The 22,069-nt window shown below is 62.5% G+C and carries 23 protein-coding genes; 15 read left to right on the forward strand and 8 right to left on the reverse strand.

Features of this window, described 5'->3' with window-relative positions:
- Positions 1-142 precede the first annotated feature (142 nt).
- Positions 143-2,419, forward strand: coding sequence for a DNA topoisomerase IV subunit A (gene parC, locus AC5J09_RS18105; RefSeq protein ID WP_494298153.1), 2,277 nt, complete (start codon positions 143-145; stop codon positions 2,417-2,419).
- Positions 2,420-2,578: 159 nt separating this feature from the next.
- Positions 2,579-2,917, forward strand: a complete 339-nt coding sequence (locus AC5J09_RS18110; RefSeq protein WP_100672150.1) for an ArsR/SmtB family transcription factor — start codon at positions 2,579-2,581, stop codon at positions 2,915-2,917.
- 81 nt (positions 2,918-2,998) lie between these two features.
- Here AC5J09_RS18110 and AC5J09_RS18115 read toward each other — a convergent pair whose 3' ends face one another.
- The 4 genes from AC5J09_RS18115 to hemB all read right to left on the reverse strand — a co-directional run bounded on the left by AC5J09_RS18115 (position 2,999) and on the right by hemB (position 6,344).
- Positions 2,999-3,904: a DMT family transporter gene (locus AC5J09_RS18115; RefSeq protein ID WP_494298154.1), complete on the reverse strand. Its 906-nt coding sequence runs from the start codon at positions 3,902-3,904 to the stop codon at positions 2,999-3,001.
- A gap of 3 nt (positions 3,905-3,907) precedes the next feature.
- Positions 3,908-4,687: an arginyltransferase gene (locus tag AC5J09_RS18120; RefSeq protein WP_100672152.1), complete on the reverse strand. Its 780-nt coding sequence runs from the start codon at positions 4,685-4,687 to the stop codon at positions 3,908-3,910.
- A gap of 95 nt (positions 4,688-4,782) precedes the next feature.
- On the reverse strand, positions 4,783-5,247 hold the full coding sequence (locus AC5J09_RS18125) for an RDD family protein (RefSeq protein ID WP_003529322.1): 465 nt from the start codon (positions 5,245-5,247) through the stop codon (positions 4,783-4,785).
- 83 nt (positions 5,248-5,330) lie between these two features.
- Positions 5,331-6,344, reverse strand: coding sequence for a porphobilinogen synthase (hemB, locus tag AC5J09_RS18130; RefSeq protein WP_324763203.1), 1,014 nt, complete (start codon positions 6,342-6,344; stop codon positions 5,331-5,333).
- A 180-nt stretch (positions 6,345-6,524) separates the two neighbouring features.
- Here hemB and AC5J09_RS18135 point away from each other — a divergent pair, with 180 nt between their 5' ends.
- From AC5J09_RS18135 to AC5J09_RS18165, 7 genes are all read left to right on the forward strand, one after another.
- Positions 6,525-6,962, forward strand: a complete 438-nt coding sequence (locus tag AC5J09_RS18135; protein WP_033047253.1) for a DUF6163 family protein — start codon at positions 6,525-6,527, stop codon at positions 6,960-6,962.
- A 130-nt stretch (positions 6,963-7,092) separates the two neighbouring features.
- Complete coding sequence (gene ldtR / locus AC5J09_RS18140; protein WP_018094721.1) at positions 7,093-7,605, forward strand: transcriptional regulator LdtR; 513 nt, start codon at positions 7,093-7,095, stop codon at positions 7,603-7,605.
- Between the two features lie 422 nt (positions 7,606-8,027).
- Complete coding sequence (locus tag AC5J09_RS18145; protein ID WP_494298155.1) at positions 8,028-9,359, forward strand: L,D-transpeptidase family protein; 1,332 nt, start codon at positions 8,028-8,030, stop codon at positions 9,357-9,359.
- A gap of 184 nt (positions 9,360-9,543) precedes the next feature.
- Positions 9,544-10,839 carry a serine hydroxymethyltransferase gene (gene glyA, locus AC5J09_RS18150; protein ID WP_018094723.1) on the forward strand — a complete coding sequence of 432 codons (1,296 nt, stop codon included), beginning with the start codon at positions 9,544-9,546 and terminating at the stop codon, positions 10,837-10,839.
- A gap of 12 nt (positions 10,840-10,851) precedes the next feature.
- Positions 10,852-11,325 (forward strand): transcriptional regulator NrdR, encoded by a 474-nt coding sequence (nrdR, locus tag AC5J09_RS18155; RefSeq protein ID WP_003529310.1) that lies wholly within the window; start codon positions 10,852-10,854, stop codon positions 11,323-11,325.
- A gap of 17 nt (positions 11,326-11,342) precedes the next feature.
- Entirely contained in the window at positions 11,343-12,527 is a 1,185-nt protein-coding gene (gene ribD / locus AC5J09_RS18160; protein ID WP_494298156.1) for a bifunctional diaminohydroxyphosphoribosylaminopyrimidine deaminase/5-amino-6-(5-phosphoribosylamino)uracil reductase RibD, read from the forward strand.
- Positions 12,528-13,148, forward strand: coding sequence for a riboflavin synthase (locus AC5J09_RS18165; RefSeq protein WP_494298157.1), 621 nt, complete (start codon positions 12,528-12,530; stop codon positions 13,146-13,148).
- 85 nt (positions 13,149-13,233) lie between these two features.
- Here the strand turns inward: AC5J09_RS18165 and AC5J09_RS18170 are convergent, their stop codons facing one another.
- The 3 genes from AC5J09_RS18170 to AC5J09_RS18180 form a co-directional block, all read right to left on the reverse strand.
- A complete protein-coding gene (locus AC5J09_RS18170; protein WP_440853713.1) occupies positions 13,234-13,584 on the reverse strand; it encodes a hypothetical protein in 351 nt (116 codons plus the stop codon).
- 564 nt (positions 13,585-14,148) lie between these two features.
- On the reverse strand, positions 14,149-14,688 hold the full coding sequence (locus tag AC5J09_RS18175) for a GNAT family N-acetyltransferase (RefSeq protein ID WP_100672160.1): 540 nt from the start codon (positions 14,686-14,688) through the stop codon (positions 14,149-14,151).
- A gap of 40 nt (positions 14,689-14,728) precedes the next feature.
- Positions 14,729-15,232 carry a cupin domain-containing protein gene (locus tag AC5J09_RS18180; protein WP_494298158.1) on the reverse strand — a complete coding sequence of 168 codons (504 nt, stop codon included), beginning with the start codon at positions 15,230-15,232 and terminating at the stop codon, positions 14,729-14,731.
- 250 nt (positions 15,233-15,482) lie between these two features.
- Between AC5J09_RS18180 and ribH the strand changes: the two genes are divergently transcribed.
- The 4 genes from ribH (at position 15,483) to AC5J09_RS18200 (ending at position 19,988) form a co-directional block, all read left to right on the forward strand.
- Complete coding sequence (gene ribH, locus AC5J09_RS18185) at positions 15,483-15,944, forward strand: 6,7-dimethyl-8-ribityllumazine synthase (RefSeq protein ID WP_494298159.1); 462 nt, start codon at positions 15,483-15,485, stop codon at positions 15,942-15,944.
- Positions 15,941-16,423: a transcription antitermination factor NusB gene (nusB, locus tag AC5J09_RS18190; protein WP_003529296.1), complete on the forward strand. Its 483-nt coding sequence runs from the start codon at positions 15,941-15,943 to the stop codon at positions 16,421-16,423. Before ribH ends, nusB begins: the two co-directional genes overlap by 4 nt.
- 4 nt (positions 16,424-16,427) lie before the next feature.
- Positions 16,428-17,654 carry an MFS transporter gene (locus tag AC5J09_RS18195; protein WP_494298160.1) on the forward strand — a complete coding sequence of 409 codons (1,227 nt, stop codon included), beginning with the start codon at positions 16,428-16,430 and terminating at the stop codon, positions 17,652-17,654.
- A 198-nt stretch (positions 17,655-17,852) separates the two neighbouring features.
- Positions 17,853-19,988: a sodium-translocating pyrophosphatase gene (locus tag AC5J09_RS18200; protein ID WP_018094731.1), complete on the forward strand. Its 2,136-nt coding sequence runs from the start codon at positions 17,853-17,855 to the stop codon at positions 19,986-19,988.
- A 73-nt stretch (positions 19,989-20,061) separates the two neighbouring features.
- On the opposite strand, the gene AC5J09_RS18205 is transcribed toward AC5J09_RS18200, so the two are convergent.
- Complete coding sequence (locus AC5J09_RS18205) at positions 20,062-20,568, reverse strand: outer membrane protein assembly factor BamE (RefSeq protein WP_018094732.1); 507 nt, start codon at positions 20,566-20,568, stop codon at positions 20,062-20,064.
- 137 nt (positions 20,569-20,705) lie between these two features.
- Between AC5J09_RS18205 and AC5J09_RS18210 the strand changes: the two genes are divergently transcribed.
- Both AC5J09_RS18210 and AC5J09_RS18215 read left to right on the forward strand, forming a co-directional pair.
- On the forward strand, positions 20,706-21,242 hold the full coding sequence (locus AC5J09_RS18210) for a ubiquinol-cytochrome C chaperone family protein (RefSeq protein WP_100672164.1): 537 nt from the start codon (positions 20,706-20,708) through the stop codon (positions 21,240-21,242).
- An 83-nt stretch (positions 21,243-21,325) separates the two neighbouring features.
- Positions 21,326-21,877, forward strand: a complete 552-nt coding sequence (locus AC5J09_RS18215) for a YceD family protein (protein WP_100672274.1) — start codon at positions 21,326-21,328, stop codon at positions 21,875-21,877.
- The last annotated feature ends 192 nt before the right edge of the window (positions 21,878-22,069 follow it).

Here is a 22,069-nt window from a genome sequence, read left to right on the forward strand (position 1 = left end):
CGGGACGATACGCAAGCGCCGTTCTGCCGCCAAGTGCAAACTCGTGCGGGGGCGGGGCAGGGATCACCCGCCGGTGACGTTCTCCACAGTGGCATAGCCCGGAATTCTTGCCGTCCCGCGCCTGTTGAGGTAGCAAGGACATATGGGACAAAGCCTTTTGCCGCCGTCTGGCGGGGACGACAACATTCAGCCGGTTGACCTGAAGGCGGCGCTGGAAGAGCGTTATCTCGCCTATGCGCTGTCGACCATCATGCACCGCGCGCTGCCGGACGTTCGCGACGGCCTGAAGCCGGTCCATCGCCGGATCATTCATGCCATGAGCGAGATGGGCCTGCGGCCCAATTCCTCGTTCAAGAAATGCGCCCGCATCGTCGGCGACGTCATCGGTAAGTTCCACCCGCATGGCGACCAGTCGGTCTACGATGCGCTGGTGCGCCTGGCGCAGGACTTCTCCCAGCGCTATCCGGTCGTCGACGGCCAGGGCAACTTCGGCAATATCGACGGCGATAACGCTGCCGCCTACCGTTACACCGAAGCGAAAATGACCGAGGTCGCAGCCCTCCTTCTGGAGGGAATCGACCAGGACGCGGTCGATTTCCGCCCGACCTACAACGAGGAGGACCAGGAGCCGACCGTGCTTCCCGGTGCCTTCCCGAATCTGCTCGCCAATGGCGCGTCCGGTATCGCCGTCGGCATGGCGACCTCCATCCCGCCGCACAATGCGCATGAACTCTGCGACGCGGCGCTCCATCTCATCAAGCATCCGGATGCGACGGTGGAGGATCTGCTGTTCGATCCGGCCAATCCGCAGCGCGGCGGCATCGAAGGGCCGGATTTCCCGACCGGGGGCGTGATCGTCGAGAGCCGCGCCAGCATGGCCGAGTCCTATCGGACCGGCCGCGGCGGTTTTCGGGTCCGGGCACGCTGGGCGGTAGAGGATCTTGGGCGCGGCGGCTTCCAGATCGTCGTCACCGAAATTCCCTATCAGGTCCAGAAGTCCCGCCTGATCGAAAAGATCGCCGAACTGCTCATCGCACGCAAACTGCCGCTTCTCGAGGACATCAGAGACGAATCGGCAGAGGACGTCCGCGTCGTGCTGGTGCCGAAGAGCCGCTCGGTCGATGCCAATATCCTGATGGAATCGCTCTTCAAACTTACCGAACTCGAGAGCCGCATTCCGCTGAACATGAATGTGCTGTCGATGGGCCGCGTACCGCGCGTCATGGCACTCAACGAGGTGCTCAGCGAATGGCTGGCGCACCGCCGGGAGGTCCTGCAGCGGCGCTCGCGCCACCGGCTCGCCGCAATCGATCGCCGGCTCGAGATTCTCGGCGGCTATCTCATCGCTTATCTCAACATCGACGAGGTCATCCGCATCATCCGCGAGGAGGATGAGCCGAAGGCCGTGATGATCGAGCGCTTCGGGCTCACCGATGTCCAGGCCGAAGCGATCCTCAACATGCGGCTGCGCTCGTTGCGCAAGCTCGAAGAATTCGAAATCCGCACCGAATTCGACGCGCTGTCGAAAGAGAAGGCGGAAATCGAGGCGTTGCTCGCCTCTGGTGAAAAGCAGTGGCAGGCGGTCGCCTGGGAGATCGGCGAGGTCAAGAAGAAATTCGCCAAGGCGACCGAACTCGGCAAGCGCCGCAGCACCTTCGCCGACGCGCCCGACGCGGATGTCGAAGCCATTCAGCAGGCGATGATCGAAAAAGAGCCGATCACCGTCGTCATCTCGGAGAAAGGCTGGATCCGGGCCTTGAAGGGGCACATCGCCGATACGTCTTCGCTCCAGTTCAAGGATGGCGATGGCCTGAAGGTTTCGTTTCCCGCGCAGACGACGGACAAGATTCTCATCTTCACGACGGGCGGGAAGGCCTACACGCTTGGCGGCGACAAGCTGCCCGGCGGGCGGGGCCACGGAGAACCCTTGCGCATCATGGTCGATATGGAGAACGACCAGGACGTGCTGACGGCCTTCGTGCACGATCCGGCACGCAAGCTCATCGTCTCTTCCACGGCCGGCAATGGCTTCGTCGTCACCGAGAGCGATATCGTGGCCAACACGCGCAAGGGCAAGCAGGTGATGAACGTCACCATGCCCGACGAGGCCAAGCTCGTCGTTCCGGTCAAGGGTGATCATCTCGCCGTCGTCGGCGAGAACCGCAAGATGCTCGTCTTCCCGCTGGTCCAGGTTCCCGAGATGGCACGCGGCAAGGGCGTGCGTCTCCAGCGCTACAAGGATGGCGGCGTTTCCGATATCCGTTCTTTCGCAATCGCCGAAGGGCTTAGCTGGGAAGACAGCGCCGGCCGTGTCTTCACCAAGACCAGGGACGAATTGATCGAGTGGATGGGTGATCGCGCCGGCGCCGGGAGGGTCGTCCCGAAGGGCTTCCCACGGAGCGGCAAATTCAGCGGCTAGATCGATAACACCGGGCTTGCAAGGGCGGAGCGTTCGTGGATCAATGTTGGTGGATAGCCCCGGGCCGGTGTCCTCGCTATCCCGAATGTCGCTGCAATTCCTTGATCTCCTGCATGTCCCCTAGATCGGCTCCAATTCGAGCAACCATGCGGCGGCGAGATGAACGCGATGACCTCGGCTCTTGACGATACATTGCTGGCGCTGGCCGATCCGATGCGCCGCCGCATATTCGAAGTCCTGTTTGCCGGCGAGACGCCTGCGGCGAGTATCGCTGCGGCCATCGGCATCGGGGAGGACGTCCTTTCAGGGCATCTGGCGGTTCTGGAGACAGCCGGGTTGGTTGCCCGGCGGTGGAATGGCGGGAAAGAACTCGTCAAGGCCGATCCTGCGCCGCTCGAGATTGCCGCGGAGTGGATCGACACCAATCGCGAGCTCTGGGCGATGCAGTCGCAGATGCAGGAATCCTCCAGGGATGAAGGGTCGCCCGAACAGCGATAGGAGCCGAACAGCGACGTAAAGTCGTCGCTTCGCATGCTCGGTGCAAGCGCGCCTCCTCCGGCAGGCGGATGAGGCGCTATCCTATCCCGCAATTTCCACGCAGGCGATGCGCGCCCTGGCCGCCTTGATCCGCATCTGCCAAAACGAATGGCCGAGCAAAGCGAGAATGAGGATCGTGCCGCCGAGGAGCGTTCGGTTCGTCGGCGTCTCCGCAAAGACGACCCATACCCAGATCGGCGCCAGAATGGTCTCCAGCAGGTAGAACATGCCGACTTCCGGCGCGGAAAGGTAGCGCGGCCCCGTCGCCAGACAGAAGAAGGCAAGCGGGATCATCACCAGTCCGTTGAAGAGGATGTATGCGGGTTCGGCGATCGCGAGGCCGCCGGACGGCAAAAGCATGAAGCCGGCGATCGCCGGGAAGACCGCCGTCGTCAGCGGCACGAGCGACATGTCGCGGCCGCTGGCGCGGCTGATCGTGATCGCGCTTGCGAGCAGGAAGGCCGAGGATGCCGCCATCGCGTCGCCGAAGAGATGCCCGCTTTCGAGTCCGTCGCTGACGATCACACCGACGCCGACGAGCATGACCGCCATCGTCAGGAAGGTGGCGTTGGAGGGGCGCTCCCCAAGAAATATCCAGGAGAGGATTGCCGCGAACATCGAAGTGAACGCCAGGATGAAAACGACGTTGGCGGTCGACGTATTGAATACGGCGAGCAGGAAAGTGAAGGAGTTGATGCCGTAGAAGAGACCGGCGATCAGGCCGGCCTTTCCCGGGATCAGGGCGACACGGCGGCCGAGCAGGCGGTTGATCACCACCCATGTGGCGAGCGCGGCGAGGAAGGTCGAAAGGCTGCGCACGGCAAGGATCGACCAGACCTCGCCATCTGCCGACCGGATCAGCGGAATGTCGAAGGAGAGCGCAAGGCCGCCGAGGCCGGTGATGGCAAGGCCGCGCCGGTGCCGGGCGGCGTCAGTGGATGGGGTCAATTTTCAATCCGTGGCGGGTTTGGTGGAATCGTGCTCGCCAGAATAGCGCTCCCAGCCGCGGGCCATAAGGTGCTCTTGCGGCAAAAACTTTGTCTTATACCCCATTTTACGCGATCCCTTGACCCAATAGCCGAGATAGACATGCGGCAGACCGCGTTCTTTCGCCCGGCGGATATGATCCAGAATCATATAGGTGCCGAGGGAACGCTCGGAGAGAGCCGGATCGAAGAAGGAATAGACCATGGAGAGACCGTCGCTCATCCGGTCTGTGAGCGCCGTGGCGATCAGGGGGCCTCGCGCCTTGTCGTTGATGCCGTCGCCTTCGACCCGCAACCGGTACTCGATGATCTTCGTGTGCACATGGGTATCCTCGACCATCATCGCATAGTCGAGCACCGACATGTCGGACATGCCGCCTTTCTGATGGCGACAGTCGAGATAGCGCCGGAAGAGATTGTACTGCTCGCTCGATGGCTCGGCCGGATATTCCGCGGAGACGATGTCGCCATTGGCAGCAAGCACGCGGCGCATGGATCGCGTCGGCGCGAATTCGTTGGCGAGTATGCGCACGGAAATGCACGCCCGGCAGGTCTCGCAGGCGGGGCGGTAAGCGATGTTCTGCGAGCGGCGGAAGCCGCCCTGCGTCAGCAGGTCGTTGAGCTCCGGCGCCCGCTCTCCCACCATATGCGTGAATACCTTCCGTTCCATCTGGTTCGGCAGATAGGGACAGGCTGCCGGTGCGGTCAGGTAGAACTGAGGAGACGGTGCGGTCTGCGTGTTCATCGAGCGGGCGGATCACTCTTCGTGCGGTTGCTCATCGTAATAGCATGGCCGAAGAATGGAAAACGTCAACACACTCGTTCGGCGTAACGGTCCCGTCAGTACATGTCGCGCCGAACGGCCACGGTGCCGATCAGCAGGTCGTGCAACAGCCGGCCACGGTCGGTGAAGAGGCCGATCAGCAGGATGAGCGGCGTCAACAGCGCATTGGCGATCCAGAATATCGCCAGATGGACGATTGCCGTCAGGAAATCCATTGGCCGACCATCCGTCCGGGCGATCGCCACGCCCATGATCCTCATACCGGGTGATGCCTGCTCGCGGCCGCCGACGGTCAGTCCGAAATAGAGCATCGCCACCAAAGCGAAGAGGACCGGGTAGAGGAGAAAGCCGAGGCCGAGCGTCAATATGCCGAGGAAGAAGACCACGACGGCCGCCGGTATCCACAGCAGCGCGACGATCAGGTAATCGATGATGAAGGCGAATATCCTGCGTGACAATACGCCCTGGTAGGCGCGCCAGTCCTCGCTCGGAAGCCTCAGTTCTTCATTATGCATGCTCATGCGCGTGCCCCAAAATTGCTATCCACCCAAGATATGGGGAGCGAATGCGGTAAAACAATGCACTGGCCGGTCTGACGCCGGCGTCAGCGTTTCGCAAGAATGCGAGCTACGTCGACGGCAAAGTAGCTGAGGATACCGTCGCAACCGGCACGCTTGAAGGCGAGCAGCGTCTCAAGCATCACCCGCTCCCCGTCGATCCAGCCATTGGCGGCGGCAGCCTTGATCTGCGCGTATTCGCCGGAAACCTGATAGGCGAAGACGGGCAGGCCGAAGGCTTCCTTCATCCGCCAACAGATATCGAGATAGGGCAGGCCGGGCTTCACCATCAGCATGTCCGCGCCTTCCTCCACATCGAGTGCCGCATCGCGGATCGCCTCCGTGCCGTTCGACGGATCGATGTAATAGGTCTTCTTGTCGCCCTTGAGCAGACCGCCCGTGCCGATCGCCTCTCGATAAGGGCCATAGAAGGCGGAGGCGAATTTCGTCGCATAGGACATGATCCCGACATTCTGGTGGCCGGCAGCGTCGAGCGCCTCGCGGATCGCGCCGATCCGCCCGTCCATCATGTCGGAGGGCGCGATGATGTCGGAGCCGGCGTCGGCCTGAATGACCGCCGCCCTGGCGATCGCCTCCACCGTCTCGTCGTTGACGATCTCGCCGCCCCGCAGGATGCCGTCGTGCCCGTGGCTGGTGAACGGATCGAGCGCGACATCGGTGATGATCCCGATGTCGGGTACGGCCTTTTTGATCGCCCGCGTCGCCTGATTGATCAGATTGTCGGCGTTGAGGCTGTCGGACCCGGTCTCGTCGCGAAGCGCCATTTCGATATTGGGGAAGGTGGCGATAGCCGGGATGCCGAGGCCGGCCGCCTCCTTCGCCGCTTCGACTGCCTTGTCGACGCTCATGCGGTTGACGCCCGGCATCGCAGCGATCGGCTCGGCGATGCCGCTGCCGGGCACGACGAAGATCGGCCAGATCAGGTCGTCCACCGTCAGTCGGTTCTCCCGGACCAGCCGGCGCGTCCAATCCGCCTTGCGGTTGCGGCGCATGCGGCGGTGTCCGGTGATCCTGTCCACAAGATTTGTCCTGTCGTTCATCGCGCCGCGTCCCTCTTTCCTGATCGTGCGTGAAGGCGGTTTATCACGCGCCTTCAGGGGTTGAAAACCCGCATAGCCAGCCATTCGCCTGCGGCATTTCTTCCGCCCGTCGAGTACATCGCGGCGCATTCCCGTCCTTCGCGCTGGTGGTTCGCAGACGCCCGGCCTATCTTGCCGGCCATGCTTCATGATTCTGTTCACGTGCCGAAACCGTCGCTCACCGAGGTGCTCTTCGCCTGGTTCCTGCGCCTGGTCGGTGCGTCCTGCTTCTGGTTCGCATTGAGCTATTGGGCCATGCTGATCGGATTTTCCCATAGCGGCGCCGGCCGTTTCGATCTTCTGTCGCCGGAGTGGCGCGCGGCCGCCACGGCCCTTGCAGTCGTCTACCCGGTTGCCGCCATTGGGCTCTGGCTTCTGGTCTCCTGGGGGCCGGTCGTCTGGGTGGTTGCCGCCGCGACGGAGATCGCCATGGACAAGTTCTATCCCGGCATCCTCGGCCACCGTCCGTTGCTGATCGTGCTCCACGGATCCGTCGCCGTCACTTTCGTGCTTTTCCGCGCCGCGCTGCTCTATCAGCGGCTGCGCCAGGTGCGGAAGGTAAGGGTTGATTCACCCTGAGACAGGCTCGGTCGGCGGTAAGTTCATGTTAAGGCTGCGGTTTAAGTAGAATTTTATACGTATTCGATAGGGTCTCACTCAAGGCGGGAAGACAAAGAGACACCGCCAAACGAAACAGTGAGGCACGAAAATGAACACCAAGATGAAGCCGCAGGTTGTTGCGCCCAGAGACCCGCAGGAAGAAACCATCCGTGGTCTCTACATGGAATCCCTCCACCTCGTCGAGCGCCTGCATCGCCGCCTGCTCGACGTCATCAAGGACGAGTTCGACCGTCAGGGACGCAGCGACGTCAATGCCGTCCAGGCTCTGCTCCTGTTCAACATCGGCAACTCCGAACTGACCGCCGGCGAACTTCGCTCCCGCGGTTACTATCTGGGCTCGAACGTTTCCTACAACGTCAAGAAACTCGTCGATCTCGGCCTGATCAACCACCAACGCTCGCGTGTCGACCGCCGTTCGGTTCGCATCAGCCTCACGGAAGACGGGCAGGAGATCGCCGAAACCGTCGCCAAGCTTTATGAGCGCCACATCGGTTCGATCCAGAAGGTCGGCGGGATCGGCAGCGACGAGTTCACCCAGATGAATAAGCTCCTGCAGCGTCTCGACCGCTTCTGGAACGATCAAATCCTCTATCGCCTTTAATCGGGCATACCCCTCCAGTCTCAAGGGTCGGGCGCAATCCCTGCGTGTCCGACCTTTGCTGCCTTTTGCGCCATGGAGTTGCAGCGCCACGCCCCGCCGACGGCGCGGAGACACGAATTGGCCATATTGCTGTGACAGCGACGCTTGGGTGCGGCAGATGCGCAATTGCGTCCATGTGACGGAAGTCGGTTGCGCGGCTCGCCTGCCGGGGCGGCTCTTGTTCGCGGGAACGTGAAGCGATTTGAGGGCCGGGTGGCACGCGGGTTTACCTTTGTTAACCATAGCCGTGCTAATGCATGTCGCCCAGAAGCGCAGATCGGTTTTGGGACGCGACTTGCATGAATGCAAAGACGTAAAGCGCATCGCGTAATGCGCTTTAGGGCTCGGGCAGCGCGCTTCTGGCGCATTGAGACGGTGGGACTATGTCGAAAAAGAACGGAATTGATGCTTTCTCGCGCCGCGCATTTCTGCGCTCGGCCGCAACCTTCGGTGCCGCCGCATGGGCAGGCCCCGCCGGCGCCCAGGATGCGCTGAACGAAATCATCAATTCGCCGCGCCGCGGCTCCTGGGACGACCAGTTCGATGCGAAGGCTTCGCGCACGGCTACTGCGGTCCTCTCCAACACGCCGGTCTTCGGCCCTGAAACGATCGCACATTTGCAGCAGGCGATCTTCGATTATCAGCAGATCGCATCCGCCGGAGGCTGGCCGATGGTCACGCCTGCGAGCACCCAAAGGCTCGAAATCGGCGTTACCGATCCTTCCGTCCAGCAGTTGCGTCAGCGCCTGATGATCTCCGGCGATCTGCCGCAGTCTGCCGGCATTTCCTCTTCCTTCGACTCCTACGTCGACGGCGCGGTCAAGCGCTTCCAGGCGCGCCACGGCCTTCCGGCCGACGGCGTGATCGGCGAATATTCCCTCAAGGCCATGAACGTCGACGCCTCGACCCGGCTCGCCCAGCTCGAAACAAACCTCGTACGGCTCCAGTCGATGTCCGGCGACCTCGGACGGCGCTACGTCATGGTCAACATCCCTGCGGCCTATATCGAAGCAGTGGAGAACGGCCGCGTCGCGTTGCGCCATACGGCCATCGTCGGCAAGATCGACCGCCAGTCGCCGATCCTCAATTCAAAGATCTATGAGGTCATCCTCAACCCCTACTGGACGGCGCCGCGCTCGATCATCCAGAAGGATATCATGCCGCTGATGCGCAAGGATCCGACCTATCTCGAGCGCAACGCGATCCGCCTTCTCGACGGCAACGGCAACGAAGTGTCGCCGGAAACCATCGACTGGCAGGCCGAGAAGGCGCCGAACCTGATGTTCCGCCAGGACCCCGGCAAGATCAACGCTATGTCCTCGACGAAGATCAACTTCCACAACGAGCACGCCGTCTACATGCACGACACGCCGCAGCAGGGCCTGTTCAACAAGCTGATGCGCTTCGAATCGTCCGGCTGCGTGCGCGTCCAGAACGTGCGCGACCTCTCCACCTGGCTGCTCAAGGAAACGCCCGGCTGGGCGCGTCAGCAGATCGAGGCGACGATCAAGTCCGGCGTCAACACGCCGATCAAGCTTGCCGAAGAGGTCCCGGTCTACTTCACCTATATAACCGCCTGGTCGGCAAAAGACCGTGTCGTCCAGTTCCGCGACGATATCTACCAGCGCGACGGTGCGGCCGAACTCGCGCTGCAAACGACGACGGGGATCGAGCAATCTGCCGGTCCCATCGACGCAGACGCCCTGCCGCAATAAGCAGAGAAGCCGCATTCCTCATCACAGGCCGCGCGTTCCACGAACGCGCGGCTTTTTCAATTGGAGACGGCTGTGCGAACCCGGCGCGGCGGATGGCGGAAATGACGCAATCCGCATAGCGGATATTGCTCTCCGCGTGCGAGGAAGCTAAAGAACAGCCACCCTTCAGAGGAGCCTCGAGCCGATGCTTTCACAGACCAACGACGCTTTCTTCACCCGCTCTCTCGCCGACAGCGATCCGGAGATCTTCGGTGCAATCGAGAAGGAGCTGGGTCGCCAGCGCCATGAGATCGAGCTGATCGCCTCCGAGAACATCGTTTCACGGGCCGTGCTCGAGGCGCAGGGCTCGATCATGACCAACAAATATGCCGAGGGTTACCCGGGCAAGCGCTATTACGGCGGCTGCCAGTATGTCGATATCGCCGAGGAACTCGCGATCGAGCGTGCCAAGAAGCTCTTCGGCGTCAACTTCGCCAACGTTCAGCCGAATTCGGGCTCGCAGATGAACCAGGCGGTCTTCCTGGCGCTGCTGCAGCCGGGCGACACCTTCATGGGCCTCGACCTCAATTCCGGCGGCCACCTGACGCATGGGTCCCCGGTGAACATGTCGGGCAAATGGTTCAACGTCGTTTCCTACGGCGTGCGTCAAGACGATCACCTTCTCGACATGGACGAGGTGGCCAAGAAGGCGCGCGAGCAAAAGCCGAAGCTGATCATCGCCGGCGGAACGGCCTATTCCCGCATCTGGGACTGGAAGCGCTTCCGCGAGATCGCCGACGAGGTGGGCGCGTGGCTGATGGTCGACATGGCGCACATTGCCGGCCTCGTGGCCGGTGGCCAGCATCCGTCGCCGTTCCCGCACTGCCATGTTGCGACGACCACCACGCACAAGTCCCTGCGCGGGCCCCGCGGCGGCATGATCCTTACCAATGACGAGGAAATCGCCAAGAAGATTAATTCCGCGGTCTTCCCCGGTCTCCAGGGTGGTCCGCTGATGCACGTGATTGCCGCCAAGGCAGTCGCGCTTGGCGAGGCGCTGCAGCCCTCCTTCAAGGATTATGCGGCCCAGGTCGTCAAAAACGCCCGCACCCTTGCCGAAACCTTGAAGGCCAACGGCCTTGACATCGTCTCGGGCGGTACCGACAACCACCTGATGCTGGTCGACCTGCGCAAGAAGAACGCGACCGGCAAGCGTGCCGAAGCTGCTCTCGGCCGTGCCTACGTCACCTGCAACAAGAACGGCATTCCCTTCGACCCCGAAAAGCCCTTCGTCACCTCCGGCGTGCGCCTCGGTGCACCGGCCGGTACAACGCGCGGCTTCAAGGAGGCGGAGTTCAAGGAGATCGGCGAACTGATCGTCGAGGTGCTCGACGGTCTCAAGGTCGCCAATTCCGACGAGGGCAATGCCGCAGTCGAGGCTGGCGTGCGCGAGAAGGTGATCAAGCTCACCGACCGCTTCCCGATGTACGGCTATATGTGATCGGACGGCTGCATGCGCTGCCCCTATTGCGGTTCCGAAGACAGTCAGGTGAAGGATTCCCGTCCGGCAGAGGACGGGAACGCCATTCGCCGCCGCCGCATCTGCCCGGATTGCGGCGGCCGCTTCACGACCTTCGAGCGGGTGCAGCTGCGTGAGCTGATGATTATCAAGAAGACCGGCCGGAAGGTTCCTTTCGACCGGGATAAGCTGCTGCGCTCCTTCGAGATCGCGCTTCGCAAGCGCCCGGTGGATCGCGACCGGATCGAACGGGCGGTGTCGGGCATCGTCCGCCGGCTCGAAAGCTCGGGCGAAACCGAAATTCCCTCGGAGGAAATCGGCCTTCAGGTGCTCGAGGCGTTGAAGAGCCTCGACGACGTTGCCTTCGTGCGCTACGCGTCTGTCTATCGCGATTTCTCCCATGCGGAAGATTTCGAAAAGGTGATTGCCGAGATAAGCGCCAAGATTGCCCGCGATCCGGGCGAATAGGCCGGAGACCACGGGGTATGGGCGAGCCGACACGTGAAGACGAACGTTTCATGGCGGCGGCGCTGCGGCTTGCAAGACGCAATCTCGGCCTGACCTCCACCAATCCCTCGGTCGGCTGCATCATTGTCAACGAAGGCACGATCGTCGGCCGCGCCGTGACCGCCCCGGGCGGGCGGCCGCATGCGGAAACACAGGCGCTTGCTGAGGCGTGCGAACAGGCGAGGGGAGCCACCGCCTATGTCACTCTCGAACCCTGTTCGCATCATGGCAAGACCCCGCCCTGCGCGGATGCGCTGATCGCTTCGGGGATCGCCCGTGTCGTCGTTTCCATCCTCGATCCCGACGAACGCGTTGCCGGCCGCGGGGTGGTGATGCTTCGCGATGCGGGGATCGCCGTCGACATCGGCACGCTCCATGAAGAGGGCGGGCGCGTGCTCGAGGCTTACCTCATGCGTCAGCAGAAGAAACGTCCGCATGTGACTCTGAAACTTGCGGTTTCCGCCGATGGCATGATCGGCCGGAAAGGCGAGGGGCAGGTGAGGATTTCCGGTGCCGTCGCTCGCGCCCAGGTGCAGATATTGCGAGCCGAGACGGACGCGATTCTTGTGGGTATCGGTACGGCCGTTGCCGACGATCCGCAACTCACGGTGCGGATCCCGGGACTGGAGGAGCGCTCTCCGATCCGTATCGTGCTCGATCGCCGGCTCGATCTGCCGCTCGACTCGAAATTGGTCCGCACGGCGCGCGACGTTCCGCTGATTGTCCTTGCGGGTGATGCAGGATTCCCTTCTCCCCGCATACGGGGAGAAGGTGCCCGAAGGGCGGATGAGGGGCAGCCAGGCGGCGCGCAGATGCCTCTCTCTGCGCTCGCGGAGAGAGAGGTCGATTACGACGCTAGGCGAGCTGGCCTCGAAGCGGCAGGAGCCGAGCTGCTGAACGCCGATACCATCCCCGACCTCCTGGCCGCACTTGCGTCCCGGGGCATCGCCTCCCTGCTCGTGGAGGGTGGGGCCCGGGCGGCGCGTTCGTTTCTCGATGCGGATCTGGTGGACCGAATCCTGCTCTTCACCTGCCCGCCGGCGATTGGCGAAGGCGGCATTCCGTCCCCATTTCAGAGGACGTCGGTGCCGGAGGGCTTCACGCTTCGCCGCGCGGCGCGCTACGGCGACGATCTGTTCGAGGACTATGAGAGAGAAAGCTGAATGTTCACAGGCATCATCACCGATATCGGCACGGTCGAGAAAGCTTCACCCCTCAAGGAAGGCATCAAGCTTCGTGTCGCCACCAATTACGACCCTCAGACCATCGATCTGGGCGCCTCCATCGCCCATGCCGGCATCTGCCTGACCGTCACGTCACTGCCGGAAGCGGGCAGCAACGAGCGCTGGTTCGAGGTCGAGGCATGGGAGGAAGCGCTGAGGCTGACGACGATCGGCGACTGGCGGGAGGGGACGCGCATCAATCTCGAGCGCTCGCTGAAGATCGGCGACGAACTGGGCGGCCACATCGTGTCCGGCCATGTCGACGGTAAGGCGGAGATCCTCGCGGTCGAAGCGGAGGGGGAGGCGGTGCGCTTCCGCCTCAGGGCACCCGAACATCTCGCGAAATTCGTCGCCCCCAAGGGCTCGGTGGCGCTCGACGGAACGTCGCTCACCGTGAACAAGGTGGATGGCGTCGAGTTCGACGTATTGCTGATCCGTCATTCGCTCGAAGTGACGACCTGGGGCGAACGCAAGTCCGGCGATCTCGTCAATTTCGAGGTGGACACGATGGCGCGCTACGCGGCGCGATTGGCGGAATTCCCGGCTCCCAAGGAGGAGTAACGTCCGGCCGAAAGAAATCGTCCGTCAAAAGAGCCCGCCCCCGAAAATGGGGGCGGACGAGTTTGCCGGGCGGCCGGCCGAAAAGTCAGCGCAGATAGATCGTCAGTCCGCCATCGGCCGCCTGCGTCGCCGCGGCGACGTTGTCGAGTTCGACATTGCGCGCCCTGAGCGAAGCGAGCAGCGGTCTGTTGGCTTCGACGGCGGCTCGCAATGCGGCACGCTGCCCCGGTGTCGCCTCGTCGACCCGCATACGGGTCTGATTCAGACGGCTCAACGTGTCGACATCGACGACGCGGAAATTGTCGCCCTTGAAGGTGCGCACGGTCTGGTCGATCCGGTCAGGCCAGTTCATTTCGACGCTCGCCGCCTGGGAGATGCCGGCGAAGGTAAGGGCGGAGAGGGTGGCGATGACGGAGATTTTCGCAATGCTGTTCATTGTCATGCTCCTTTGGTTTTGCGGCTGCCCCCGGTGACGATCGGTCCGTAGATCTGCCACGGCCGTTTTGCTTCTCTGAGGCGCAGCCTGCAGGCCAGCACGGGTCGTTTACGGGTGATGTCACCCGCAGCGAAGAAAGCTGGACCGTTTCGACTGGTTGGTACTGCGCCTTGTTTGCGTCCGACTAGGATCTCGCGCCGTGCCAACGGTCATGAAAGTGGACCGGAATGTGGCCGTTTCGGTGGCGTAAACGGCTGAAAATAATTAAGAATTGTTCATCTTCCGCTTCTGCGATCCGCGCGGCGCCGTAGGAAGCTTTCCTGGAAGTGCTTTAACGCCTGTTGAGAATGGGCCACCGCGGCCGCTTGTTTGATTTCCTCATTCCTGTGCTTGTCACAGGAATCCAGCCAGACCAAGTCCTTGGGCTGAAAGAACGCTTCCCGCGCCGCGGACGCGGCGCTGCTGGATCCCTGTGACGAGCACAGGGGATGAGGAAGAGGAGAGGTTGCAGTCCTTCGAAAAGCTTCCTTCAGCGGGCGGAAAACCCCACATACTTTTTCCGGTCTAAGCTTCCGATCCCTTCGGCCGCCTTTCGAACATGACCATCGGCCGGCCGTTATAGGTCGTGCGCCAGAATTCCTTGAAACCGTGTTTCAGGGCGACATTGATCGAAGCCTGGTTGCCCGGTTCGATGATGCAGGTCTTCCTCAGCACGGGAAACTGACGGTCGGCCCAGGCGAGGGCGGCGGTCACGGCTTCCGTCGCCAGTCCGCGGCCGTGGTTTTTCGGTGAAATCGCCCAGCCCGTCTCCATCGTTCCCTCCAGCGAGGGCGTGATCTGGCGATGCGCTTCGTGGAAGCCGGCCTCTCCGATAAAGGCGCCGCTTTGCTTGTCCTGGATCGCGAAGAAGCCGAAGCCGAAGTAGTGCCACATGCCGACCTGGCGCAGGAATCGCGTCCAGGACTGTTCGCGGGTGTAAGGCACGCCGCCGGTATAGCGGGTCACTTCCTCGTCGCCGAAGAGTGCGCAATAGGAAGGAAAGTCGTCGCGCCGGTAGGGGCGCAGGAATAGCCGCTCGGTCTCGATCGTGGGGACGCTGTGCATTGTCGCTCCGCTTGTTCTGACAGGGGAAGGAGTAGAGTTCTCAGAAGCCCGGTTCACCGTCCCAATAGTCGGCCGCCGAGGGCGCGCGGCCGATGAAGTCGAACGATGCCTGGCTTTCGCCCGGACGCCGGGTCCGGGCAAGGAACTTGCCGGAGTCCGGATATTCGCAGATTTCGGTCGCTGCGATGGCGGAAATGGACAGGTATTTGAGCGGGACGGTGCCGGTATTGATGAGGTGATGCGCGGTCTCCTGGCCGCCAGCGGGGGCTCCGAGTATGTCGCCTGGTCCGACCGCATGGCGTTCGCTGCCGAAACGATAGGTACCTTGCCCCTCGAGGATAATGAACAGCTCTTCTTCGACATGGTGGTTATGGAATGGACACCCGGATTTGCCGGGCGGAACCTCGCCGTAGCCTATGCCGATATCCTTGAGGCCGAGAAGCGACCCGAAAGAGACGTCGCTGGATTCGAAGAACGAGCCACGGCGCCAGTGGTCGAGCTTCAGGTTCTTCGGATTGACGATGGGCTTTTGCGCGTCCGTCATCGCAGTCGTCCTCCTGGTCGCGTCGCATGCCCGGCTCGACCTCGCGGAATCGGTCTGGGCGCGCTTAAGGATTAGAGACAGTTGGCGCCGTTACAAGCGGGTTTGCTGTTCGGCTCCACCAATATCGAAGATTGCGGTACGGCAAATGCCCTTCGGTTAACGGAATTTACTTGCCATTCCGTGCCGGGCATGGTTTGACCGCCGCCTGCACCGGCCAAGTCCGGTCCGAATTTTTCAAGACAGGTGATCCATGGCGAAGATCAAGCCCGTCCACATCCTGATTGTGGAAGCGCGTTTCTATGACGATATGGCCGACGCGCTCCTCGATGGAGCGAAACATGCGCTGGATGCGGCCGGCGCCACTTATGATATTGTGACGGTTGCGGGGGCGCTGGAAATTCCCGCGGCGATCGCCATGGCGCTCGACGGCGCCGACGAAGGCGGTGCGGAATATGACGGCTTCGTTGCGCTCGGCATGGTGATCCGCGGCGAAACCTACCATTTCGACATCGTCGCCAACGAGTCCGCGCGCGCGCTGATGGATCTCGCCGTCAGCGAGAGCCTGGCGCTCGGCAACGGCATTCTGACGGTTGAAAACGACGATCAGGCCTGGGCACGGGCCCGCCGTACGGAAGGCGACAAGGGCGGATTCGCCGCGCGCGCCGCCCTGACCATGATTGAACTGAAGCAAAGATTGGGCGCAGAGAAGTGACGAACACCCCTTCGGATCAGCCGCTGAAACAGGTCAACCAGCGTGGCGCCGCGCGCCTTGCAGCCGTTCAGGCGCTTTATCAGATGGATGTCGGCGGGACCGGCGTCCTGGAGATCGTCGCCGAATACGAGGAACATCGCCTCGGCAAGGAACTGGACGGTGACACCTATCTCAGGGCAGACGCGTCCTGGTTTCGCTCGATCGTTGCGGGCGTCGTGCGCGACCAGCGCAAGCTCGATCCGTTGATCGGCTCGGCGCTTCAGGATGATTGGGCGCTTTCCCGGCTCGATTCCACCGTTCGCGCAATCCTGCGCGCCGGCACCTTCGAGATACTGGAGCGAAAGGACGTGCCGGTTCCGGTGATCGTGACCGAATATGTCGAGATCGCCAAGGCCTTCTTCCAGGACGAAGAGCCGAAGCTCGTCAACGCCGTCCTCGACCGGATCGCCAAACAAGTTCGCGGCGACCAGAGAAAGTAAGCGGATGGCCACCGAGCCGGCAGAAATCCGAACGGTCCTCCGCGAGGCGCGTCGCAACGTGCAGTTGCTTACCGTGGCCCAGGCACTGCTCGGCGTTGTCGGGCCGATCAGTTTTGCCGTCGGTGGGGTTGCCGGCCACCAGTTGCTCGGCGAAGACAAGTCGCTCGCGACGGCGCCGCTCACCGCCTACAATCTCGGCATGGCGCTCGGAGTCGTGCTCGTTGCGGTGTTGTCGCGACTCGTTGGCCGGCGCTTCGCCTTCATCGCCGGTGCGTCGATCGCTGCGCTCGGCGGCGTGCTCGCCACGGCTGCACTTTTCCGGGAGAGTTTCTGGTTCTTCGCCTGCGGCCTCGCCGTGCTCGGCGCTTCCAACGGCTTTACGCAGAAGCTCCGCTTTGCCGCAGCCGACGCTTCGCCCTCCTTCTACAAGGCCAAGGCGATTTCCTGGATTCTGGGAGGCGGCATCGTCTCGGCGATCCTCGGACCGCAGATCGTCATCTTCGCGGGCGATTACTTTGCGCCCGTGTGGTTCGCGGGCGCCTTCGTCGCTCTCGTACCGGTCTGCCTCGTCGCGCTCTTCTTCTTCGTGCCGCTACGGCTGCCGGACCACACATCGGCATCGACCCATCATGAGCAGCCTCTCGCGCGTCCGCTGCGCGAGATTGCGGGCAGCCAGCGTTTCATGACGGGAATGATCTGCGGGATTTCCAGCTATGTCCTGATGACCTTCATGATGACGGGCGCGCCCGTCGCCATGGTTGTCGGCTGCGGCTTTTCGAGCGATCTCGCGACGCTCGGAATCCAATGGCACGTGCTTGCGATGTTCGCTCCGAGTTTCGTCACGGGTTGGCTGATCAGCCGCTTCGGCGCCGAACGCATCGTCGCATGCGGTCTCCTCCTGCTGATGGCCTGCGCTGCCGTGGCTCACCTCGGCGTCGCACTCTGGAATTTCTGGGGCGCGTTGTCGCTGCTCGGCCTCGGCTGGAATTTCGGTTTCATCGGCTCCACGGCGATCGTCGCGCAGAGTTACCGGCCGCATGAGGCAGACAAGGTCCAGGGCTTTCACGACATCGTTCTCTTCTCAGCCGTCGCTTGTTCTTCCTTCGCTTCCGGCAAGGTGCTTTCCGCCTATGGTTGGGACATGCTGAGCGCGGTAGTCTGGCCAGTGGCCGGTTTTTGCCTTCTTCTCCTTCTCCCGCTCCTGCGGGCGGGCAAGCAAGCCACTGCCTGAAAGCCGGTTTATCCGAATGCTTCCCGGACCCTGAAAAAGGCCGGCATGCGGGCAATTTCAGGGGCTTGACGATCCACATCGGCAACAGCACTCTGGCCGCGCCGCGAAAACGCGTCGCTTGAGGAGGCGGCGTGTGATTCGCGGAGAGGGGCCTGCGGCAGGGATGAGCCCGCAGGTTGTAACGGAGGAAAGTGCGAAATGACCATATTGTTGGGCGTTATCGCATGCGGGTTGCTTTCGGTGGTCTACGCCATCTGGGCGACAAGGTCGGTGCTTGCCGCCGACCAGGGGAATGCCCGCATGCAAGAAATCGCAGGTTTTATCAGAGAGGGGGCGCAGGCCTACCTCACGCGTCAGTACACAACCATCGCCATCGTCGGTGTCGTCGTTTTCATCGCCGCATGGGTCCTGTTGTCGGGTGCAGCCGCCATCGGCTTCCTTATCGGTGCGGTGCTCTCGGGTGCCGCAGGCTTCATCGGCATGCATGTTTCGGTCAGGGCCAACGTCCGTACGGCCCAGGCCGCCTCGGTCAGCCTCGCCTCCGGTCTCGACATCGCATTCAAATCCGGTGCAATCACCGGCATGCTGGTGGCCGGCCTCGCCCTCCTGGGCGTCTCGGTCTACTATCTCATACTCACCGCAGGCCTGGGGCATGAGCCGGCCGCGCGCGAGGTCATCGATGCGCTTGTCGCGCTCGGCTTCGGGGCGTCGCTGATTTCGATCTTCGCCCGTCTCGGCGGCGGCATCTTCACGAAAGGCGCCGATGTCGGCGGCGACCTCGTCGGCAAGGTAGAAGCGGGTATCCCCGAGGACGATCCGCGCAATCCGGCGACGATCGCCGACAACGTCGGCGACAATGTCGGAGACTGCGCCGGCATGGCCGCCGACCTGTTCGAGACCTATGCGGTTTCCGTCGTGGCGACGATGGTGCTTGCATCGATCTTCTTCGCCGGGACCCCGATGCTCGCAACCGTCATGACTTATCCGCTGGCGATCTGCGCGGCCTGCATCATCACCTCGATCATCGGCACCTTCTTCGTCAAGCTCGGCGCAAACGCCTCGATCATGGGAGCGCTTTATCGCGGGCTGATCGTTACGGGCGCTCTGTCGATCCTCGGCCTTGGCGCGGCGACATCGCTGACGATCGGATGGGGTTCGATCGGAACGGTCGCGGGCATGGACATCACCGGCTGGAATCTGTTTCTCTGCGGCATCATCGGCCTTATCGTCACCGCGCTGATCGTCGTGATCACCGAATATTATACAGGGACGAACAAGCGGCCTGTGAACTCGATCGCGCAGGCCTCGGTCACGGGCCACGGCACCAACGTGATCCAGGGTCTCGCCGTGTCCCTCGAATCGACGGCCTTGCCGGCAATCGTCATCGTCGGCGGCATCATCGCGACCTACCAGTTCGCCGGCCTCTTCGGGACGGCAATCGCCGTGACCGCCATGCTCGGTCTTGCCGGCATGATCGTAGCGCTCGACGCCTTCGGCCCCGTGACCGACAATGCCGGCGGGATTGCCGAGATGTCGCATCTGCCGCCCGAGGTGCGCAAGTCGACCGACGCGTTGGACGCCGTCGGCAACACCACCAAGGCCGTGACCAAAGGTTATGCGATCGGTTCGGCGGGGCTTGGTGCCCTGGTACTCTTCGCGGCCTATTCCAACGACCTCGCCTATTTCGCCGCCAATGGCGACAAGCATCCCTATTTCGCCGACGTCGGGACGATCTCCTTCGATCTGTCCAATCCTTACGTCGTCGCCGGGCTGATCTTCGGCGGTCTCATCCCCTATCTCTTCGGCGGCATCGCAATGACCGCCGTCGGCCGTGCCGGGAGCGCCGTCGTCGAGGAGGTTCGTCGTCAGTTCAAGGAAAAGCCCGGCATCATGGAAGGCAAGGATCGGCCGGACTATGGCCGGGCCGTCGACATGCTGACGAAGGCGGCGATCCGCGAAATGATCATCCCGTCGCTGCTGCCGGTGCTGGCGCCGATCGTCGTTTATTTCGGCGTGCTGCTGATCTCCGGCTCGAAGGCGTCTGCCTTCGCGGCGCTCGGTGCCTCGCTCCTCGGCGTGATCGTCAACGGCCTTTTCGTGGCCATCTCGATGACGTCCGGCGGCGGTGCCTGGGACAATGCCAAGAAGAGCTTCGAAGACGGCTTCGTCGACCGCAACGGCACCCGCCACATGAAGGGATCCGAAGCGCACAAGGCCTCGGTGACGGGTGACACCGTCGGCGATCCCTACAAGGATACGGCCGGTCCGGCGGTCAACCCCGCGATCAAGATCACCAACATCGTGGCCCTTCTCCTGCTCGCCGTCCTAGCCTGACGCAGGCGTCTTGAAAAACGGAAGGCCCGCGGGACCTGGTCTCGCGGGCCTTTTTCGATCCGTTGCGGCTCGATTACTTGCCGAAGTCCTTGAACAGGTTGCGCGCGGCGGCCTGTCCGGCGCCGGGGCCGCTCAGGAGCTGGCCGAGGAAGCTCGATTCCTTGCCGCCGGTCGGCGTCGTTCGCGACAGCATGTCGAAGACCTTCCCGTCCTTCAACGTGTAGTGCGCGAGCTGGCTGACGGTGCCTTCCTTGTCGAAATAGACGGCGAGGATGGACTGATCGATGATCTTCGGCTTCATGAAGGCGACCGGCCGCTTACGGGTCTGGGAGATGTAGTAGAACACCTCATTGTCGAATGTCGCGGTGGTCGAAGGCGTGCCGAGCGAAAGCAGCACCTGCTCGCGGCTCGATCCGACCGGCACGAGTGCCAGCGTTTCCTGGTCGACGACATAGCCCTGATGCAGGACTTCACCCACATTCGCGGACATGCAGGCAGAAAGGGCGGTAGTACACAGGGAAGCCACGAGCACGGCACGGCCCAGGACTTTGAGGTTTGTCGTCAAATACCGCTTCGTCAAGGACTGCTCCCCTGGAGTAACGATTGGCAGATCGGCCATTGCAATTCGTGCCCGCTTCGGTAAACCAGCTTCGGCTATCATGCAACATGATCATGGGCGCTTGCCCCTGATTTCGAGAAAGCCAGCCGGCCTCTGTGATGATTTTTGGACTGTTCAAGAAAAAAAGCGGCAATATTGCGATTGTGAAGCGCCAATATGCGGCACTGACCGCGGCGGCGCGCCAACCGTTTCTCTATACCGACCTCGATGTGCCCGACACGGTCATGGGGCGCTTCGAGATGTTGTCGGCGATTCTGATCCTTTATTTCCGCCGCACGCGCAGCTCGGCGCGAGCCGGCCAGGAGATCGCGCAGGAGATTGTCGACGCCTTCTTCGAGGATGTCGACCATTCCATCCGCGAGCTCGGCGTCGGCGACATGAGCGTGCCGAAGAAGATGAAGAAACTTGCCGGCATGTTCTACGGCCGCCTCGAATCCTACGCGGCGGCCCTTGAAGGACGCGACGCCGGCGCACTGGCGGCCGCATTGCGGCGCAATTTTCACGCCGACGTAGAGGACGCGCCGTCCATGCAGGGCCTCGCCTCCTACCTCCTTGCGGTCGAGTCCGTACTCTCGGATACCACGGAAGAGGCCGTCGAGACGGGTCAGTTGCGCATCCCCCCGGCCGGAACGTAAAAGCGCCGCGATCGTTCGTCGATCAAATGGCAGCGCGCCGACCGCCGCCCTGCAGCGGTGCCGGCGCGAGGAAGGACCTGAACATGAAGCAAGAGAGCAAACCGGCATTCTCCTACCCGGTGAAGGTGGGGCATATTTCGGCAAATCCTGTGACCGTGCATATGTCGGCGAACGATGCCGAACTGCGGGCTCTTGCCGAGCTTTGGCGCGTGGAAGGCGTCTCTTCCCTTGCCGCCGACCTGCAGATTGCGCGCTGGAAAAAGGACGGTGTGAAGATCAAGGGCGAGGTTCGTGCGCATATCGTCCAGTCCTGCGTCGTGACGCTCGAGCCGGTCGAATCTGATATCCGCGAACCGGTGGAGGCGATCCTCGTACCCGAGGGATCACGTCTCGCGCGGCAGGCCGACGCCGACGGCGGCGAGATGATCGTCGATCCGGACGGACCCGACCTGCCAGATACCTTCACAGGCGATACGGTCGATGCCGGCGTGGTCGTCAGCGAGCACGTCGCGCTCGCCATCGATCCCTATCCGCGCAAGCCGGGCGCCGCTTTCGGCGAACGCATCGAAAGCTCCGCCGCGGACGACGAACGGCCGAACCCGTTCGCGGTGCTGAAGGACTGGAAAAAGGATTGAAACGGCTGAGCCCCGGCTTACAATTCGGTTGTCACGCCGACGAAAAGCAGTATTTTGGCCCGACTCCAGCCAAGGGGGCCGCTACGCCGAGACATTGCATGCCGGCCCCACTTCAGAAGGAACATGGATCGCCGCCGCTTGATGCTTGAGGGGCGAAACATGTTGCGTGGCGGGAAAAAAGGATAAGACACG

The organism is Sinorhizobium sp., from assembly GCF_059070375.1.

What these genes read in the sequence shown, in the direction of transcription:
- AC5J09_RS18215 (WP_100672274.1), top strand. Translation starts at nt 21,326, where the DNA reads ATGAAGCAAGAGAGCAAACCGGCATTCTCCTACCCGGTGAAGGTGGGG.
- ribD (WP_494298156.1), top strand. Translation starts at nt 11,343, where the DNA reads ATGGGCGAGCCGACACGTGAAGACGAACGTTTCATGGCGGCGGCGCTG.
- AC5J09_RS18120 (WP_100672152.1), bottom strand. Translation starts at nt 4,687, where the DNA reads ATGAACACGCAGACCGCACCGTCTCCTCAGTTCTACCTGACCGCACCG.
- AC5J09_RS18135 (WP_033047253.1), top strand. Translation starts at nt 6,525, where the DNA reads ATGCTTCATGATTCTGTTCACGTGCCGAAACCGTCGCTCACCGAGGTG.
- AC5J09_RS18165 (WP_494298157.1), top strand. Translation starts at nt 12,528, where the DNA reads ATGTTCACAGGCATCATCACCGATATCGGCACGGTCGAGAAAGCTTCA.
- AC5J09_RS18125 (WP_003529322.1), bottom strand. Translation starts at nt 5,247, where the DNA reads ATGAGCATGCATAATGAAGAACTGAGGCTTCCGAGCGAGGACTGGCGC.
- AC5J09_RS18180 (WP_494298158.1), bottom strand. Translation starts at nt 15,232, where the DNA reads ATGACGGACGCGCAAAAGCCCATCGTCAATCCGAAGAACCTGAAGCTC.
- parC (WP_494298153.1), top strand. Translation starts at nt 143, where the DNA reads ATGGGACAAAGCCTTTTGCCGCCGTCTGGCGGGGACGACAACATTCAG.
- AC5J09_RS18145 (WP_494298155.1), top strand. Translation starts at nt 8,028, where the DNA reads ATGTCGAAAAAGAACGGAATTGATGCTTTCTCGCGCCGCGCATTTCTG.
- AC5J09_RS18200 (WP_018094731.1), top strand. Translation starts at nt 17,853, where the DNA reads ATGACCATATTGTTGGGCGTTATCGCATGCGGGTTGCTTTCGGTGGTC.
- AC5J09_RS18170 (WP_440853713.1), bottom strand. Translation starts at nt 13,584, where the DNA reads ATGAACAGCATTGCGAAAATCTCCGTCATCGCCACCCTCTCCGCCCTT.
- AC5J09_RS18175 (WP_100672160.1), bottom strand. Translation starts at nt 14,688, where the DNA reads ATGCACAGCGTCCCCACGATCGAGACCGAGCGGCTATTCCTGCGCCCC.
- AC5J09_RS18110 (WP_100672150.1), top strand. Translation starts at nt 2,579, where the DNA reads ATGAACGCGATGACCTCGGCTCTTGACGATACATTGCTGGCGCTGGCC.
- AC5J09_RS18195 (WP_494298160.1), top strand. Translation starts at nt 16,428, where the DNA reads ATGGCCACCGAGCCGGCAGAAATCCGAACGGTCCTCCGCGAGGCGCGT.
- AC5J09_RS18210 (WP_100672164.1), top strand. Translation starts at nt 20,706, where the DNA reads ATGATTTTTGGACTGTTCAAGAAAAAAAGCGGCAATATTGCGATTGTG.
- glyA (WP_018094723.1), top strand. Translation starts at nt 9,544, where the DNA reads ATGCTTTCACAGACCAACGACGCTTTCTTCACCCGCTCTCTCGCCGAC.
- ldtR (WP_018094721.1), top strand. Translation starts at nt 7,093, where the DNA reads ATGAACACCAAGATGAAGCCGCAGGTTGTTGCGCCCAGAGACCCGCAG.
- nrdR (WP_003529310.1), top strand. Translation starts at nt 10,852, where the DNA reads ATGCGCTGCCCCTATTGCGGTTCCGAAGACAGTCAGGTGAAGGATTCC.
- hemB (WP_324763203.1), bottom strand. Translation starts at nt 6,344, where the DNA reads ATGAACGACAGGACAAATCTTGTGGACAGGATCACCGGACACCGCCGC.
- ribH (WP_494298159.1), top strand. Translation starts at nt 15,483, where the DNA reads ATGGCGAAGATCAAGCCCGTCCACATCCTGATTGTGGAAGCGCGTTTC.